General features: G+C 58.2%; 12 protein-coding genes. 6 read left to right on the plus strand and 6 right to left on the minus strand.

The genetic code is table 11. The features are described from left to right. Window position 1: 1 nt before the first annotated feature. Together H8S59_RS02060 and H8S59_RS02065 are read right to left on the minus strand one after the other, a co-directional pair. Complete coding sequence (locus tag H8S59_RS02060; RefSeq protein ID WP_246475006.1) at window positions 2-1474, minus strand: MFS transporter; 1473 nt, start codon at window positions 1472-1474, stop codon at window positions 2-4. Window positions 1475-1619: 145 nt separating this feature from the next. After that, complete coding sequence (locus H8S59_RS02065; RefSeq protein WP_187520333.1) at window positions 1620-2927, minus strand: Nramp family divalent metal transporter; 1308 nt, start codon at window positions 2925-2927, stop codon at window positions 1620-1622. Between the two features lie 508 nt (window positions 2928-3435). On the opposite strand from H8S59_RS02065, the gene H8S59_RS02070 reads away from it, so the two are divergent. After that, window positions 3436-4875 (plus strand): MFS transporter, encoded by a 1440-nt coding sequence (locus H8S59_RS02070; protein WP_187520325.1) that lies wholly within the window; start codon window positions 3436-3438, stop codon window positions 4873-4875. A 76-nt stretch (window positions 4876-4951) separates the two neighbouring features. Here H8S59_RS02070 and H8S59_RS02075 read toward each other — a convergent pair whose 3' ends face one another. Both H8S59_RS02075 and norR read right to left on the minus strand, forming a co-directional pair. Further along, window positions 4952-5176 carry a DUF6555 family protein gene (locus H8S59_RS02075; protein WP_027900221.1) on the minus strand — a complete coding sequence of 75 codons (225 nt, stop codon included), beginning with the start codon at window positions 5174-5176 and terminating at the stop codon, window positions 4952-4954. A gap of 158 nt (window positions 5177-5334) precedes the next feature. Next, window positions 5335-6891, minus strand: a complete 1557-nt coding sequence (norR, locus tag H8S59_RS02080; protein ID WP_246475008.1) for a nitric oxide reductase transcriptional regulator NorR — start codon at window positions 6889-6891, stop codon at window positions 5335-5337. Between the two features lie 449 nt (window positions 6892-7340). Between norR and H8S59_RS02085 the strand changes: the two genes are divergently transcribed. From H8S59_RS02085 to H8S59_RS02105, 5 genes are read left to right on the plus strand one after another with little or no spacing between them, the layout of a single operon-like run. Further along, the gene (locus H8S59_RS02085; RefSeq protein WP_187520326.1) at window positions 7341-8804 is read left to right on the plus strand and encodes a UbiA family prenyltransferase; all 1464 of its coding nucleotides are present in this window, start codon (window positions 7341-7343) and stop codon (window positions 8802-8804) included. After that, window positions 8801-10117 carry an FAD-binding oxidoreductase gene (locus H8S59_RS02090; RefSeq protein WP_187520327.1) on the plus strand — a complete coding sequence of 439 codons (1317 nt, stop codon included), beginning with the start codon at window positions 8801-8803 and terminating at the stop codon, window positions 10115-10117. The genes H8S59_RS02085 and H8S59_RS02090 overlap by 4 nt, the downstream gene beginning before the upstream one ends. Before the next feature lie 13 nt (window positions 10118-10130). Further along, window positions 10131-10871 carry an SDR family oxidoreductase gene (locus H8S59_RS02095; protein WP_187520328.1) on the plus strand — a complete coding sequence of 247 codons (741 nt, stop codon included), beginning with the start codon at window positions 10131-10133 and terminating at the stop codon, window positions 10869-10871. Further along, window positions 10868-11854 carry a lysylphosphatidylglycerol synthase transmembrane domain-containing protein gene (locus H8S59_RS02100; protein ID WP_187520329.1) on the plus strand — a complete coding sequence of 329 codons (987 nt, stop codon included), beginning with the start codon at window positions 10868-10870 and terminating at the stop codon, window positions 11852-11854. The genes H8S59_RS02095 and H8S59_RS02100 overlap by 4 nt, the downstream gene beginning before the upstream one ends. 15 nt (window positions 11855-11869) lie before the next feature. After that, window positions 11870-13303, plus strand: a complete 1434-nt coding sequence (locus H8S59_RS02105) for a DUF2723 domain-containing protein (RefSeq protein WP_187520330.1) — start codon at window positions 11870-11872, stop codon at window positions 13301-13303. Window positions 13304-13453: 150 nt separating this feature from the next. On the opposite strand, the gene H8S59_RS02110 is transcribed toward H8S59_RS02105, so the two are convergent. Both H8S59_RS02110 and H8S59_RS02115 read right to left on the minus strand, forming a co-directional pair. Next, window positions 13454-15280, minus strand: coding sequence for a glycoside hydrolase family 15 protein (locus H8S59_RS02110; protein ID WP_095098875.1), 1827 nt, complete (start codon window positions 15278-15280; stop codon window positions 13454-13456). Continuing rightward, window positions 15273-16073 (minus strand): glucose 1-dehydrogenase, encoded by an 801-nt coding sequence (locus H8S59_RS02115; protein ID WP_187520331.1) that lies wholly within the window; start codon window positions 16071-16073, stop codon window positions 15273-15275. The genes H8S59_RS02110 and H8S59_RS02115 overlap by 8 nt, the downstream gene beginning before the upstream one ends. Window positions 16074-16764: the final 691 nt, after the last annotated feature.

The following is a 16764-nucleotide window of genomic DNA, read 5'->3' on the forward strand; positions in this document are numbered from 1 at the left end:
TTCAGTCTTTGGCCTGGGATAACGGCCGGGCGACATCCTCCAGAGACTTGCGCTCAGCCGCAACGCCCCACACCCCCTGCACTCCCGCGGCAATCAGCATCAGTGCTGCGCCAATCAGGTAGCCGATCAGCACGTTGCTGCGGTCCTGGGTCTGAATCAACTCACCAAACAGTGTCGGCCCGATGATCCCGCCCAAGCCGGTGCCGAAGGCGTAGAACACTGCAATCGCCAAGGCGCGGATCTCCAGCGGGAAGGTCTCCGCCACGGTCAGGTACGCCGAACTGGCCGCCGCCGAGGCGAAGAAGAAAATCACCATCCAGGCCACCGCTTGCTGTGTGACGTCGAGCAAGCCCTGCTGGAACAGATAACCGCTGATGGCCAATAACACACCGGACACTGCGTAGGTCAGGCTGATCATCACTCGGCGGCCAATCACGTCGAACAGCCGCCCCAGCAACAGTGGGCCGCAAAAATTACCCAGTGCCAGCGGCAACACGTACCAGCCGACTTGCTCGGCGGGCACGTTGTAGAAATCGGTGAGCACCAGCGCGTAGGTGAAGAAGATCGCGTTGTAGAAAAATGCCTGAGCGGTCAGCAACGTCATACCCACCAGCGCTCGCTGACGGAAGCTGACAAACAGGGTGTGGAAGATTTCCCTGATGGGCGTGTGATCCCGGGCATGCAGGCGCAAGGGTTTACCCGTTAACGGCGCAAGTTCGTGGCCTTGCGCGCGAAGGCGGTTCTCGATCTGCTCAACAATGCGTGTCGCCTCCTCGGTTTGCCCATGGATCAACAGCCAGCGCGGGCTTTCCGGCAACCACAGGCGCATGAACAGAATCAGCAGCCCCAATGCCGCGCCAATGCCGAAACAGAGCCGCCAGCCGAGGTCGCCGCCTACCCACTGCGGATCCAGCAACACGATCGAGCCACCGGCGCCCAACGCCGCACCGAGCCAGAACGTGCCGTTAATGGTCAAATCGACCCAGCCCCGGTAGCGCGCCGGGGTGAACTCCTGGATGGTCGAGTTGATCGCGGTGTACTCACCGCCAATGCCCATTCCCGTAAGAAAACGGAACAGCAGGAAGCTGCCCAGACTGAACGAGAAGGCAGTTGCCGCCGTGGCACCGACATACAGCAGCAACGTGATGAAGAACAGCTTGCGTCGCCCCAGACGGTCCGTCAGCCAGCCGAACAACAACGCGCCCAGCACCGCCCCGGCAATGTACACAGCCCCTGCCAGGCCAATATCGCTATTGGACATCTGCAGCGCCGGACTGCTTTTTAGTGCACCGGACACCGAACCTGCCAGCGTCACTTCAAGACCGTCGAGTAGCCAGGTGATGCCAAGGGCAAACACCAGGAGGGTATGAAAACGCCCCCAGGGCAAACGATCCAGCCGTGCCGGGAGATCGGTTTCGAAGATCTGGCCTTGGCGGCTTGCATCAGGACGCGTAAGTGAAGCTGTGCTGGTCAATAGCCGCTCCATTTTTAGGAGTACACAGGGCAACTCGCAATCAGCAAGGTCATTGTAGGAGCTGCCGAAGGCTGCGAAGAGGGTGTGTCAGATATAACGCTTTCGCAGCCTTCGGCAGCTCCTACAGGATAAAAGTTCAGCGCTTTCAGCTCACCCAAAACCACATCAACGTCAGATTCGCAGCCGAGATCAATCCAAACAGGCCCCAGGCCGCAATCTTGACGGTGAGGCTGTTGACGAACGGTCCCATCAATTGCCGGTCGCTGGTGAAGCGGATCAGCGGCCACAGTGCAAATGGAAGTTGCAGGCTGAGCACAACCTGACTGAGCACCAGCATCTTGCCTACCGCGCCATCGCCCAGCCAGATCACCCCGATCAGCGCCGGGATCAAGGCCAGACCACGAGTGATCAAGCGACGTTGCCAGCACGGAATCTTCGCCTGGAGAAAGCCTTCAAGCACGACTTGCCCGGCGATGGTGCCGGTGAACGTCGAACTCTGTCCGGCCGCCAACAAGGCGATACCAAACAAAACGCTGGCTACCGCCCCGCCCACCAAAGGATCCAGCAGGTGGTAAGCATCCTGAATTTCCACCACATCGGTGTGCCCACTCTTGTGGAACGCGGCCGCTGCGAGAATCAGGATCGCGGCGTTGATCAACAGCGCGAGGCTCAAGGACGCAATGGTGTCCAGTCGCGCGAACTTGATCGCGCTGGCTTTGCTGGCGTCATCGTCACCATTGACCCTGGTCTGCACCAATGACGAATGCAGGTAGAGGTTATGAGGCATGACCGTTGCGCCGAGAATACCGATGGCCAGGTACAGCGGCTCCTGATTGCTGAGCACATCCCAGCTTGGCTTCAGACCTGCGGCGACGTCCGGCCAGAACGGTTTGATCAGCACCAGCTCTACCGTGAAGCAGGCACCAATCGTGGCGATCAGGCCCAGTATGATGGCTTCCAGGCGGCGGAAATTGGCACCTTGCAGTGCCAGCACGATTACTGTGTCGAAAGCGGTAAGGACAACCCCGGTGGTGATCGACACACCTAACAACAGGTGAAACGCCAACGCTGCGCCAAGCACTTCAGCGAGATCAGTGGCAAGGATCGACAGCTCCGCCAGCAGCCACTGCCCTTTCGCAACGCCTGGGCTGTAACGCGAGGCGGATAATTGCGCCAGGTCTCGACCAGTGGCGATGCCCAATCGCGAACACAAATTCTGCAAGACCATGCCGGACAGACTCGCCAGCAGCACCACAAACAACAACGCGTAACCGAATCGCGACCCGGCTTCAATAGCGGTGGCCCAATTGCCCGGATCCATGTAGCCAATGGAAACCAGCAGGCCAGGGCCGATAAACAACAGCATCTTGCGCGCCAACGAGGCATTGGCCGGAATGGCAACGCTGTCGGTGACAGCCGATGGGCAAAATGGAGCGGTGGCGGTAGTGGGCAGTTTGAACTTCACAGGAAACCAGACTGGCAGCAGAGCGGAAGACAATATTAAAGATTCGTGACATATCTTGATACAGCCTGCCTGTAAACCTTCCCTGTAAACGTGATCCTGGTTTGCAGAACTGCGCCGAACCTATGGGAGCCGGGCTTGCCCGCGATAACCTGTAAATCCAATCGCGGGCAGCCCTGCTACTACAAGATTTACTGATGACGTGGGACCGGCTTTAGCCGGGAACAGGCCAGTACATTCAGTCCATCTTTATCGTCAGAAATACCACCTTCCCGGCCAACACCTGTCCCACAGGTTCTGTGTTACAGCTGGTAGTAGAGTGAAGACCTCCAGATGCCTATTCAAGCCAAGAACTTTCACAAGTAATTCTTTAAAACCAAAAAACTAAATAAATCAGCAATTTTCCACTGAATAAAATCCGAACCAAGCCAAAAGCAGCAATCATTACAAATTGTAAACCCGCTACCATACACCATCAAAAAATAATGGATGCCTGTGTATGTCCTCCCCTTCTACTGCGAACTCTTCGCCGACCGATGCAGCCGACGACGGTCCCGATCCGGTCCGTGCCGCTCAGATCTCGGCGCGAATAGATCGTCTGCCGGCCGTCGCCACGGTCTGGAAACTGGTGGCGCTGCTGTCTATCGGTGGTTTTTTCGAGCTTTACGACTTGTTCCAGACGGCCTACATCAGCCCTGGCCTGCTGCGTGACGGAATCTTCGCCACGGGCGCCCAAGGTGTTTTCGGCTTTTCAGATCAGGCAGCCTTTGCCTCGGCGACTTTTCTAGGCCTGTTTCTGGGTGCAAGCCTGCTAAGCCCCATCGCGGACCGATTTGGCCGTCGGGCGATTTTTACCTTCGCGTTGATCTGGTACACCATCGCCACCATATTGATGGGCATTCAGACCGATGCACTGGGCATTATCTGCATGCGGTTTCTGGTGGGGATCGGTCTGGGGATCGAACTGGTCACCATCGACGCTTACCTGTCGGAGCTGGTGCCCAAACGCATGCGCAGTTCGGCGTTTGCATTTGCCTTCTTTATCCAGTTTCTGTCAGTACCCGCTGTGGCGCTGATGTCATGGTGGCTGGTGCCACAAGCGCCGTTCGGCATCTCCGGCTGGCGCTGGGTGGTGCTCGCCAGTGCGGTATTTGCGTTGTTTATCTGGTGGCTACGCTCACGTCTGCCGGAATCGCCACGCTGGCTGGCGCAACACGGCCGCTTCGACGAAGCCGAACGCATCATGGATGACATCGAAGCACGTTGCGAGCGCGACCATGGCAAGCCACTGGATGTCCCGGAACCGGAAGTGGTTGCCGTCTCGGGCAAGGGCCGCTTCGCGGACATCTGGCAGCCTCCTTATCGCCGTCGGGCATTGATGCTGATCGTGTTCCATGTGTTTCAGGCCATCGGCTTCTTCGGCTTTGGCAACTGGTTACCGGCGTTACTGTCCGGTCAGGGCGTCAGCGTGACCCACAGTCTGGGTTACGCGTTTATCATCACCCTTGCCTATCCGCTGGGTCCGCTGTTGTTCGTCAGGTTCGCCAACCGTTTTGAAAACAAATGGCAAATCGTCGGCTCGGCGTTGGGCTCGATGATTTTCGGCACCCTGTTCGCCTTTCAGACTTCGGCTGTCGGCCTGGTGTTCTGCGGGGTGATGATCACCTTCTGCAATGCATGGCTGAGCTTCAGCTATCACTCATACCAAGGGGAATTATTCCCCACCAACATTCGTGCCCGCGCCGTAGGCTTCTGCTATTCATTCAGCCGTCTGTCGACCGTGTTCAGCAGCTTGGTGATCGGTTTCTTTCTCGATCACTTCGGCACACCGGGGGTTCTGGCGTTCATCGTCAGCAGCATGTTGATCGTGATCATTACCATTGGCAGGTTCGGGCCGAAAACCCGCAATCTGGCCTTGGAGAATATTGCGCATCGATGATTCCACAGGCCGCAGGGTGCGCCCATTGCAGGCGCACCAGGCCGGCGTGTCGATCAGATAACACCGGCCAGGGTCTTCAACTTTGCAGCCATTCCACGTTAGTGATACCGAAGTGTTCCGCGTAAGGCTTGGAAACGCGGGGGACTTTTTCTGTTCGATATTTGGGGATACGTGCAATCCCTGCATCAACGCTGGCATGATGCCATGCTTCGGAATTATCCATGTGCTCAGCACTGATGTAGAAAGACTTGAACGCGCCGTTTAGCAAATAATCGATTCTGTAATGTTTGTACTGTGACATCCAGGCAGCGCCTCCTTGTTGGTTTGCTTAGTGCAATAGAGGACATCCCGTCTTTCCAAAAAATTCACTCTTTTTTCACAAATCGCGACCAATAACAGTTCGCCCTGTTCTACACGACTTGATGCCCTCATACGCTTGATTTGGCGTAAAAAAAGTGATTAGCGAATACCCAGACGCTTGGCCAGTCGGCTCAAGTTGGCACGATCAATCCCCAGTTCCCGCGCTACTTGGGCCCATTTGCCGTCGTGGCGCAACAGTGCGTGTTCAATCAGTTGTTTCTGATAAGCGTCCACCGCCACTTTCAAATTAGCCCCGGTATCCGGGAGTGAGTGCTTATCTTCTTGTAGTTTTGTGCTCACACTAAGCACCTCGTTTTCCAGGCCTAAAGCTTGCGCTTCGATGGTGAGAATACGTGGTCGCCCGGCACTGGACGACAGCGACTTCAGCACTGCCCGACTGATCAAGTGTTCCAGTTCGCGCACGTTACCTGGCCAGTGATAACCCAGCAGCAGCCTCTGCGCCTCGCTGTTGAGACGCAAACTGCGCAGCCCCATACGGGCGCGATTTTCTTCAAGGAAGTAGCCCGCCAGCAACAGGACATCGCGGCCACGCTCGCGCAATGGCGGAACCAGCAGCGGATAGACGCTTAGCCGATGGTACAGATCAGCACGAAAACGGCCGGCGCGCACTTCTTCGGCAAGATCACGATTAGTGGCGGCGATGATCCGCACATCCACATGATGCTCCTGATCGGAACCCACCCGCTGCACCTGGCCGCTTTGCAAGACGCGCAGCAACTTGGATTGCACAGACAATGGCAACTCGCCGACTTCATCGAGAAAGATAGTTCCGCCATTCGCCAGTTCAAACTTGCCGCTGCGACCGTTAACTGCCCCGGAAAACGCACCTTTGACATGGCCGAACAGTTCGCTCTCAACCAAGGTCTCCGGCAGCGCCGCACAGTTAAGGCTGATGAGCGGTTTATGCGCGCGAGGCGAGCCAAAGTGTATGGCCTCAGCGACCAACTCCTTGCCAACGCCGGTCTCACCCGTGATCAGCACAGACAACAGGCTATTGCCTACCAGCTGAATTTCCTGAAGCAGGCGCTTGTGGACCGCGCTCTGACCAATCAACTCACGAGGCCCGCGTCCCCCGGCGGCACGTTTGTACACCTCAGCCAGTTGCCGTTGATCTTCGAACCCCCTTGCCAACTGGTTGATGCGTTCACTGGCGATCACCGTCGCGGCCGCCAGGCTGGCGAAGGCTTCGAGGTTATCCAGGTCGACCTGACCGAAACTCGATGACTCCAGAGAGTCGAGGGTGATCAGCCCCCAGGGTTTGCCCTGAAAATAAAGCGGGCACCCCAGGCAATCGTGAACTTCGAGTTGGCCGCCGTGGCCATCGACCAGTCCGTCGTAGGGGTCAGGCAAGTCACAGTCCATGGAGAAACGCGTCGGTCTGGGGTTTTCCAGCAGGATCTTCAGCCGCGGATGCTCTTCAACCCGAAAGCGCCGCCCGAGGGTATCAGCGCTCAGGCCTTCAACCGCTAAAGGGATCAGTACATCGGCTTCAAATTTGAGCAAGGCCACCGCGTCGCACGGCAAGAGTTCCCGCAATGCACTCAACAACCGTCGATAGCGCTCCTCGTCGGGCAGCTCGCGACTCAGGTCTGCCACCAGCGGCACAAGGGCACGTAACAGCGGATTGCTCATCATGACGGCGTTCCATCGACTGAAAACGCGGTCATTATGACTCGTCGGCTTATGGAATAGACAGCGGCACTGCGGCGCCTCTCAAACAAACCATAAGCCACTGAATGGATGCGATTTCTATGTAGGAGCTGCCGAAGGCTGCGAAGCGATAACCCTGATACACCGCCCATCGCAGCCTTCGGCAGTTGCTACAGAGATCGCTTGGTTCACGGCGCAATCGCCTACAGATACGGTAAACGCAGTCAGAATTGACACATAAATCCCGGACTGAAGATACCTGCTTAGTTGTAATCCTGATGAAACACTTGCCGCGTCTATCAAGCCTTACAAAGACGGGATACTTTCTGACGCCAGCCCACTGACGATATAAAGCAACCTGTTTAGTTTTATTGAGGTGGCTAAATCACTCTTCCGTTTCATAGTGCGCTCACCCCCGGCAGGAGTGCACCGACATGGCCAGAATTCAGGGAAGAGTTCAACAAACGACTCCCCAAACTTTCCTCCCCTTAGTTGTCGATCTCGACGGCACGTTATTGCAGTCCGACTTGTTGATGGAAACCGCGATGACATTCGTTCGAAGTCATCCGCTACAAATCTATAAACTGTTTGGATGGTTGTTAAAGGGTAAAGCGGCGCTTAAAGAAGGTTTGGCGCTCAATACGCAGATTGACGTAACGGTATTGCCCTACGACCCGCAAGTGATCGAGTTGATCGAAGCCGAACGCGCCGCCGGGCGGATGATCGTATTGGCCACTGCCAGCCACGACAGCCTGGCAAAACGCATCGCCGAACACTTGCAGTTGTTCGATCTGGTGGTGGCCTCCAATGCCGATCGCAACCTTTCAGCTCACACCAAGCGTGACCTGTTGGTGGGCCATTATGGTCAGAACGGATTCGATTACCTTGGCAACTCCATGGACGATCTGCCCATCTGGGATGCCGCCCGCGAGGCCATCGTGGTCAATCCTCTCCGGGGAGTAGAGAAAAAAGCCAAGGCCCAGGGCAACGTCAAAAACGTCATTCACTCCAATACCTCAAGCCTGCGCGACTGGCGCAAAGCGTTGCGTATGCACCAGTGGATGAAGAACGCGCTGATCTTCGTCCCCCTGCTCGCGGCGCATCAGTTTGGCAGAGCAGACCTGCTGCTAAACGGCGTCCTGGCCTTTCTGTTCTTCGGCCTGTGTGCGTCCAGCGTTTACGTCCTGAATGACCTGCTGGACCTGGCTGACGACCGTCACCACCAGAGCAAGCGCAAGCGCCCGTTCGCCAGCGGCAAGCTGTCGATCAAGTCCGGGCTGGTCATCGTGCCCGTGTTATTGATCTGCGCATTTGTCGGGTCCGCCTTGCTGTTGCCCTGGCAGTTCTCCGCCGTACTCGCGGCGTATTACGGACTGACCCTGGCCTACTCACTGAGTCTGAAGCGGCAGATGGTGCTGGATGTGATCGTCCTGGCGATGCTTTACACCGCCCGCATCCTGGCCGGTGCTGCCGCGTTCAGCCTGCCGCTGACGTTCTGGATTCTGGCTTTTTCAATGTTCATGTTTCTCAGCCTGGCATTGGTCAAGCGCTACGCCGAACTGCGTGAAGCACGGGCCAAGGACTTGATGGACAAGGCGCGCGGCCGCGGTTACTACCCCGGCGACCTGGACATGATCGCCGCGCTGGGTGCGTCGTCCGGCCATCTGGCGGTGATGGTGCTCGCCCTCTACATCCACGAAGGCTCGACCGTCGCGATGTACGGCCATCCTCACGTCATCTGGCTGACCTGCCCCTTGCTGCTGTTCTGGATTACCCGGGTCTGGATGCTCACCCATCGCGGCCTGATGAACGATGACCCGGTGGTGTTCGCGATTCGCGACCGCATGAGCCAGGTGATCGGTGCCCTCTTCGTCCTCGTGTTCTGGATCGCCGCATGACTGAGCCCTTGTACTCCTGGGGTCGCTACCCGCGAACGGCGCAACACGGACATGCCTGTCCATGGATCGACGGCCTCACCGACCACATGCACAACGTCATCGATCGGCACCAGACCTGCCTGCCCTACGGTAACGGCCGCAGCTATGGCGACAGTTGCCTGGCTGCCAGTGATCAGGTGCTGCACATGCGCGCACTGGATCGCTTCATTCGCGCCGACTGGAACACCGGCACCATCCGCGTGGAAGCAGGTGTCACCCTGGCCGAAATCCTCGCAGCGGCCATCCCTAATGGCTGGTTTTTGCCCGTCACGCCCGGCACTCAATTCGCCACGGTTGGCGGTGCCATCGCCAATGACGTACACGGCAAGAATCATCACCTGCGTGGCACCTTCGGGAACCATGTCTTGCGTTTTGGCCTGTTGCGCCACGGCGAGACGGCGCGGATCTGTTCGCCGGTGGAAAATGCCCAACTGTTCGCCGCCAGTATTGGCGGTCTGGGACTGACCGGCGTGATCAACTGGGCCGACCTGCAACTGATGCGGGTACGCTCCAGCCAGATTGACAGCACGGTGGTGCGCTTCGCCAACCTGGCCGAATTTTTCAGTCTTAGCGCGGAACTGGATCACCAGCACGAATACAGCGTGGCCTGGGTCGACTGTCTGGCCAAAGGTGCCAATACCGGGCGCGGCGTATTCATCGTCGGTGATCATGCGCGCTACGGTTCGCTTGAGGTCGAGCGCGGCAGCCGCCTGAAAATGCCGCTGACGCCGCCCGTCTCGCTGATCAATAACCTGTCGCTTCGAGCTTTCAACTCGCTTTACTGGCGCGCACATCCAGGCAAGCGAACCGCAAAACGCAGTGCCTACGAGCCCTTCTTCTACCCGCTGGATCGCATCCTGCACTGGAACCGCATTTACGGCCGCCAAGGCTTTCAGCAGTACCAATGCGTGATTCCCGACGCCAACGCCGAAGCGGCCATGGCCGAGCTGCTCGGGGCTATCGCTGATTCAGGTCAGGGGTCTTTTCTCGCGGTGCTCAAACGCTGCGGCGACATCGCCTCGCCCGGTTTGCTGTCGTTCCCCCTGCCCGGCACCTCGCTGGCACTGGATTTCCCCAACAGCAGTGATTTGCAGCACGTCCTGTTCCCGCGTCTGGACGCCATTGTCCGCTCCGCGGGCGGCCGCCTGTATCCGGCCAAGGACGCTCACATGAGTGGCAGTGATTTCCGTCAGGCATACCCCGCCTGGGAGCATCTGGAAGCACTGCGCGATCCCTCCCTGATGTCGCGCTTCTGGAAACGAGTGATTTTATGAAACGAGGCCTCTTATGAAACGAGTGTTGATCATCGGCGCTACCTCGGCCATCGCCACCGCCTGCGCACGACTGTGGGCCAGTGAAGGCAGCGAGTTCTTTCTGGTGGCACGTAACGGCGACAAGCTGGAGCAGACCGCCGCCGACCTCAAGGGCCGTGGCGCGAGAGCGATAAACCTGCACGAGATGGACGCGACGGATATCGCGGCCCATCCATCCATGCTGCACAGTTGTTTGCTGGCGCTGGGACAAATCGATGTTGCACTGATCGCCCATGGCACCCTGCCCGATCAAAAGGTCTGCGAGCAGGATGTGAGTGTCGCGTTGCAGGAGTTCGCCAATAACGGCACTTCGGTGATAGCCCTGCTGACTTTGCTGGCCAATCAGTTCGAAACCCAGCGATGCGGCAGTCTGGCCGTCATCTCGTCAGTCGCAGGTGATCGCGGTCGGCCTTCCAATTATCTGTACGGTTCGGCCAAGGCGGCCGTGTCCACGTTCAGCGAAGGTTTGCAGGCGCGTCTGTTCAAGGTCGGCGTGCATGTATTGACGATCAAGCCGGGATTTGTCGACACGCCCATGACCCAGGGCCTGTCGCTGCCCGCCGCACTCCTGGCGCAGCCGCAACAGGTGGCGGAGCGCATCGTCGCCGGCATCGCTCGCAAGGCACCGACCTTTTACACGCCAGGCTTTTGGGCGCTGATCATGCTGGTCATCCGCTCGATCCCGCAGCCGATATTCAAGAGGCTGAACCTATGAACGAAGCGCTGTTGCTCTCGGGCTGGCGTTATCGCGCGGTGGTGCTTTCGGTGGTGTTTTCCGCGCTGGGTTACCTGGGATTTTCTCTGTGGGGCGGCTGGGAAGCGGTCAGCAAAGCGGTGGGCGAAGTGGGTTTGATCGGCATTGCCATCGCGCTGCTGATGTCCGCCGCCAACTATGGCCTACGCTTTTTACGCTGGCAGACCTACCTGAACGTACTTGGGCATCCTGTGCCCTGGCGGCCCAGCCTGAAGATTTATCTGGCAGGCTTCGCCCTGACCACTACGCCAGGCAAGGCCGGTGAAGCGCTGCGCGGGGTGTTGCTCAAGCGTTGGGGTGTGCCCTGGCCGCAAAGCTTCGCGGCGTTTTTCAGCGAGCGGTTGTCGGACCTATTTGCAGTGGTCCTCCTGACCTTGTTTGGCCTGTCGCTGTACCCGGATTCGCGCCCCATGATCATCGTTGGAATGGCGTTGGTGGGTATCGGTTTGCTGGTGCTTTCCCAGCGTCGTCTGCTGGAGAGAATTGCCGCCGCGATACCTGAAGGAGGCGGAAAACTGCTCGGTCTTGGTCGCCATTTGCTGAACGTGTTGCTGGCGGCGCAGCACTGCCATCGCTTGAGTCTGCTACTGGTCGTCACCTCCCTCAGCGTCGTGGCCTGGAGCGCTGAAGCGCTGGCGTTTCACTGGATCCTCACCTGGATGGGTGCCGACATCGAACTGACCTTCGCGGTGTTCGTCTATGCGCTGGCCATGCTCGCCGGGGCGATCAGCTTCATGCCGGGCGGGTTGGGCGGTGCCGAGGCGGTGATGGTCGGCCTGCTGGTCTGGAAAGGCATGTCCAGCGCCGACGCAATTGCCGCCACCGTGCTGATTCGCCTCGCGACACTGTGGTTTGCCGTGGCCATCGGCGCCGTGATGCTGCTGCAGCTAAAGTCTGGCGACGCGCAGGAACGTACCTCAATCGAGCAATCAACCCCGAATTAGCACAGGAGCAACGCGATGGTTCAGGGCAGTCACCGTCAGTCTTCAAATGCAGTTGCGTTGTTATTGCTCTTTGGGGCCATAGCTGCCAGTTTTCTGGCCTCAAGCGGTCCGATACAGTGGATGGACAATGGCGTATTTCTCGCCGAGGCTTCTCAGGGGCATTACTTCAGTCAGTCTCTCGGTCCGCTGGATCATCCGCTCTACCAGTTCATCAATACCCTGGTGTTCGACCTGTTCGGGCCTCACGTTCTGAGCCTTCTCAACTCCATTCTTCTGTTGCCGCTGGCATGGATCATCTACTCGCTGGCGGTAACTGTCGGCGCCAGTAAGCGTCAGGCGCTGTTGGCCGCCACGGCAACCATTCTGGCTCACGGGGTGTTCTGGGTATCGACCAAGGCTGAGGTTTACATTCTCAATTCGCTGTTCGCGTTGCTCGCCTACCAGGTTCATCTGGACCAGAAATCGCGCTTTGGCGATCTGGGTAAATTGCTGATCATCGGTCTGCTGACCGGTCTCGGCGCGGCTATCCATCAACTGACGTTCGTGGTGCTGCTGCCGCTGTACTTGCAGTTGCTTTATCAGCACAAGCTGCGCACCGTGGTGACCATTCCGGGTTTTGTTCTAGGCTTTTCAGTGGCGTTTCCCGGCATCATCCACGACCTGCAATCGGGCATGAGCCTGTGGGACATTGCCCACCGCTACCTGACGGGTTCTTCAGTCCGTGCGCAAACGCCCAACTGGGAAGGCAGTCTGTTCCGCTTCGATGACATGTGGCACGAAAAGAACTCGGTGTTCATTCTGCTGTTATCCCTGATAGGCCCCCAGTTGCTGGGGCTGATTCTGTTTCCCAGGGACAACCGCTTGCGTTTGCTGTGGTGTGCAGCAGCGCTGAATTTTGTATTCGCCGTGTCTTACAACGTCACCGATCGCTTCACCTTTTTTCTGCCTGGCGTAGCGCTACTGTGCATCCTTGGCGTGATGAGCCTGAGCCGACTGCTGTCGACCGATTGCAGTCGTCAGCCGCTGCTGGACCTGTCAGTGCTCAGCTCGCCGTTCACTATTTTGCTGGTTTACTCGCTGTATGCGACGGGCGTTATTCGTTTGCCGGTGCACAGTGAATCGCTGCCGTTTCGTGACGACATCCATTACTTCATGGCACCTTATCTGCCGGATCGTTCGGCTGAACAGTTCGTCCGCGTGTATGAGCAAACCGCCCCTCCCGGTGCACTGATCATCGCCGACTGGACACCCATGGGCGCCCTTCGCTCGGCTCAGGCCAGCGGTGCATTGCAAGGTCGTACGCTGGAAATGTGCGAAGAAGTGAACGACATCAAAGTGTTTCTTGCAGGCCAAGGTGCATTCCTGACCCGGATGAGCTACTGCGCAATGATCGGCGAGCGCTTCGTGCTGGAGAACGCGCTGGTGGGGTATGCGTTGCAGAGTCGGTGAATATATCAAGCTGGAATGCAATTTTTCATGTGGGAGCGGTGCTTGCCCGCGATGGGAGCACCGCAATTTTCACGTGAACCGCATCCAGCCTTATCGCGGGCAAGCACCGCTCCCACAGGGGAAAGCATTCCATTTTCTGGATCGCGGCCATCAAGGCTGCCAAAGCGTCTTGGCGCCGTCGAGCTTACGGTCAAGGAAGCTCGCCGCGCTGATCAAGGCCAGGTGACTCAAAGCCTGTGGCGTGTTGCCCAAGTGGTGCCCATGGCTGTCGAACTCTTCGGCGTAAAGCCCCACAGGGTTGGCATAGCGCAGCAGTTGTTCGAACTCCAGATGCGCCTGTTCAACACGCCCGGCACGGGCCAGGCATTCGACGTACCAGAATGAACAGGCGGTAAACGCTCCCTCCTCACCGGCCAGCCCGTCGTGATGGTCATCATCGTTGCGGTAGCGATAAACCATGCCATCGCGTACCAACGTGGCTTCGATGGCGTCCAGCGTGGCCAGCCAGCGCGGATCGCTGGCACCGACGAACCGCACCAATGGCATCAGCAACATCGATGCATCAAGGTTGCGGCTGCCTTTGTGCTGCACGAAGTGACCGAGGTCAGCGTTCCAGAAGTTATTCCAGATGTCATCGTGGATGGCTTGACGCTCCTTGTCCCAGCGGTCGAAAGGCGCAGGCAAGGAACGCTTGAAGGCCAGACGCAAAGCGCGATCCAGTGCAACCCAGCACATCAAGCGGGAATGCAGAAAGTGTTGGTCGTCACCGCGCATTTCCCAGATACCGACGTCTTTGTCACGCCAATGCTCGCAGACGTAATCCACCTGCCGGGTCGCGTGTTTCCAGCCTTCGTAAGAAATCGCTTCGCCATATTTGTTGGCCAGATACACGGCATCCATCAGCTCGCCGTAGATATCCAGCTGAGTCTGTTTGTACGCCTCGTTGCCGATGCGCACCGGCAAAGCGCCGCCGTAGCCGGTGAAATGCTCAAGGTGCTCTTCAGGCAACTCTTCACGGCCGTCGAGGCTGTACAGGATGCCAAGCTTGTTCGACTCTTCGACACAATCACCCAGACGCCCGCGCACCCAGCGCATGAAGTCGTTGGCTTCATCGGTGTGGCCCAGCCGCATGAAGGCGTAAACCGTGAAGGAGGCATCACGAATCCAGCTGTAACGATAATCCCAGTTGCGCTCGCCGCCCGGTGTTTCCGGCAGGCCATACGTCGCAGCAGCAACAATGCCGCCGTGCTTGCGCGAGGTCAGCAGTTTGAGGGCCAGCGCCGAGCGGTTGACCATCTCCTGCCAGCGGCCGCGGTACGACGACTGATTGCTCCAGCGCCGCCAGAACGCCAGAGTGTCGGTGAAATATTGCTGGCATTGCCCGGCGCTGACCTGGGGATCGTCGACACCGCCAAGAATAAACTCCACGAACTCGCCCTTCTTCAGGGTGAACTCGGCAGTGGCTGCCTGCTCGTTGACCTGCATCGGCACGTTCGCTGACAGGCGCATGCCCGGCTGACCCGAGGCCTCGAAACAGACATCCTTGCCGTCCAGCTTCGCAACCGTCTCAGCGCGGCTGTAATCCAGTCGTACACGGCACTGCATACGAATAGTCGCCGCGCCGTAGCGCAACTCGACTCGACGCACGACACGCGGCAGGTCATCAACGTTGTCGCCGATCGGCATCAGATCGGTGACTTCCACCACCGCGTCTTCATCGATCCAGCGGGTCTGCAACACGTTGGTGTCCGGCAGGTAAAGCTGCTGACGACGGGCATTGGGCAGATCCGGAGCCAGTTTGAAGATACCGGCTTTGTTGGTGTCCAGCAGCGCACTGAAAATCGACGGGCTGTCGAAGTCCGGCCAGCAACAGAAGTCGATGCTACCGGTATCGGCCACCAATGCGGCACTGCGCATGTCGCCGATAATGCCGTGGTTCTCAATTGCGTTTTGCGGTTCTTCCGGGAAGTCAGCCATTGTCTCGAAACTCCGGATACAGGCTCATGCCGCCATCGATAAACAAGGTGGTGCCATGCACGTAATCGGACAAGTCCGAGGCCAGCCACACCACTGCATTCGCCACGTCTTCGGCTTCACCGACCCGGCCATAAGGAATGAGTTTCAGGAGCTTGGCTTCCTTGTCGCCCGCCATGGCGTCTTCGTTGATGGCGGTGCGAATCGCGCCAGGTGCGATGCTGTTGACGCGGATGCGTTGCTCCCCCACTTCCTGAGCAATGCTGCGCATCAGCAGATCGACTCCACCTTTGGAAGCCGCGTAATTGGCGTGGCCTGCCCACGGAATCAGTTGGTGCACTGAGCTCATGTGAATGATCTTGCCCATGGCGCGGGACACGTCGGGGCGCATGCCTTGTTTGATGAACTGTCGCAGCGCGGCGCGAGCGCAGAGAAATTGACCGGTAAGGTTGACGTCGATGACTTTGTTCCAGTCTGCGAGGGTCATGTCGACGATCGATGCGTCTTTTTGCAATCCGGAATTGGCCAGCAATATGTCGAGGTGGCCGAAGTGTTCAATGGTCTTGGCGAACAGGCGTTTGACGTCGTCTTCTTTCGAAACATCAGCGCCGATGGCAATTGCCCGGCCACCGGCGGCGATGATTTGTTCGGCAAGTTTTTCAGCGGGTTCGGCCTGGGAGTTGTAGTTGACGACCACCGCCGCCCCTGCCGCTGCCAACGCCTTGGCAGCCCCCGCGCCCAGGCCGGAACTGGCCCCGGTGACCAATGCGACTTGTTGTTCCAATGAAATATGCATGGATTCGAGCCCTCTTGATCAGCATGTAAAGCTGACCGGTGGGGCTTCGTTGAAGTTCAGTGCGGGAATGGGTGTGGAGTTGTAATGGCTGTTTCGGTGTGATGGTGTACATATCCGTTATCGCGGTTATGGCTGCTATTGGTTGCGCTCTTACAGCGCGTCACTTTTGAGGCCCAAAAGTAACCAAAAGGCCTTTACCCCACCACTCGGCACCTCGCTGTCGCTCGGTGTACCCGCCCTCAAATCCTGAACCGTGGGCCGCCGCAATGGGCCATCCATGGCCCGGTGCGGCTAACCCGGCATCCTTGCCGGGTTACCCACGCTTCAGAATCTGCGTTCGGCCAGCGTGGTTTAACGGGGCGCCTAAGATCAAAATCAACAGCGCGGCGGCCTGACAGCCGACCTGTTTGTGTGGATTGCCGGGCACCTGTAGGAGCTGCCGAAGGCTGCGATGCGGTGTGTCAGATGTCGAATGCGTTGGTTGTGCTGACGTCTCGCGAACAAGTTCGCTCCTACCGGTCCGAGGTGAATCCGCTGCTTTTGATCTGCTTTTGATCTGCTTTAGATTTTGATCTTAAGCGCCCCGTTAAACCACGTCGGCCGGAATTCGACATTGCTGCGTGGGGTAAACCGGCAGGGATGCCGGTTTAGCCGCCTCAGGCCATGGATGGCCGGTGGCGGCGGCCCCCCG

This window comes from Pseudomonas folii (assembly GCF_014357575.1).
GTDB lineage: Bacteria > Pseudomonadota > Gammaproteobacteria > Pseudomonadales > Pseudomonadaceae > Aquipseudomonas > Aquipseudomonas folii.

Excerpts from the sequence above, each read along its gene's own strand:
- H8S59_RS02110 (WP_095098875.1), bottom strand. The coding sequence starts at position 15,280 with ATGGCTGACTTCCCGGAAGAACCGCAAAACGCAATTGAGAACCACGGC.
- H8S59_RS02070 (WP_187520325.1), top strand. The coding sequence starts at position 3,436 with ATGTCCTCCCCTTCTACTGCGAACTCTTCGCCGACCGATGCAGCCGAC.
- H8S59_RS02085 (WP_187520326.1), top strand. The coding sequence starts at position 7,341 with ATGGCCAGAATTCAGGGAAGAGTTCAACAAACGACTCCCCAAACTTTC.
- H8S59_RS02075 (WP_027900221.1), bottom strand. The coding sequence starts at position 5,176 with ATGTCACAGTACAAACATTACAGAATCGATTATTTGCTAAACGGCGCG.
- H8S59_RS02105 (WP_187520330.1), top strand. The coding sequence starts at position 11,870 with ATGGTTCAGGGCAGTCACCGTCAGTCTTCAAATGCAGTTGCGTTGTTA.
- H8S59_RS02095 (WP_187520328.1), top strand. The coding sequence starts at position 10,131 with ATGAAACGAGTGTTGATCATCGGCGCTACCTCGGCCATCGCCACCGCC.
- H8S59_RS02090 (WP_187520327.1), top strand. The coding sequence starts at position 8,801 with ATGACTGAGCCCTTGTACTCCTGGGGTCGCTACCCGCGAACGGCGCAA.
- H8S59_RS02115 (WP_187520331.1), bottom strand. The coding sequence starts at position 16,073 with ATGCATATTTCATTGGAACAACAAGTCGCATTGGTCACCGGGGCCAGT.
- norR (WP_246475008.1), bottom strand. The coding sequence starts at position 6,891 with ATGATGAGCAATCCGCTGTTACGTGCCCTTGTGCCGCTGGTGGCAGAC.
- H8S59_RS02100 (WP_187520329.1), top strand. The coding sequence starts at position 10,868 with ATGAACGAAGCGCTGTTGCTCTCGGGCTGGCGTTATCGCGCGGTGGTG.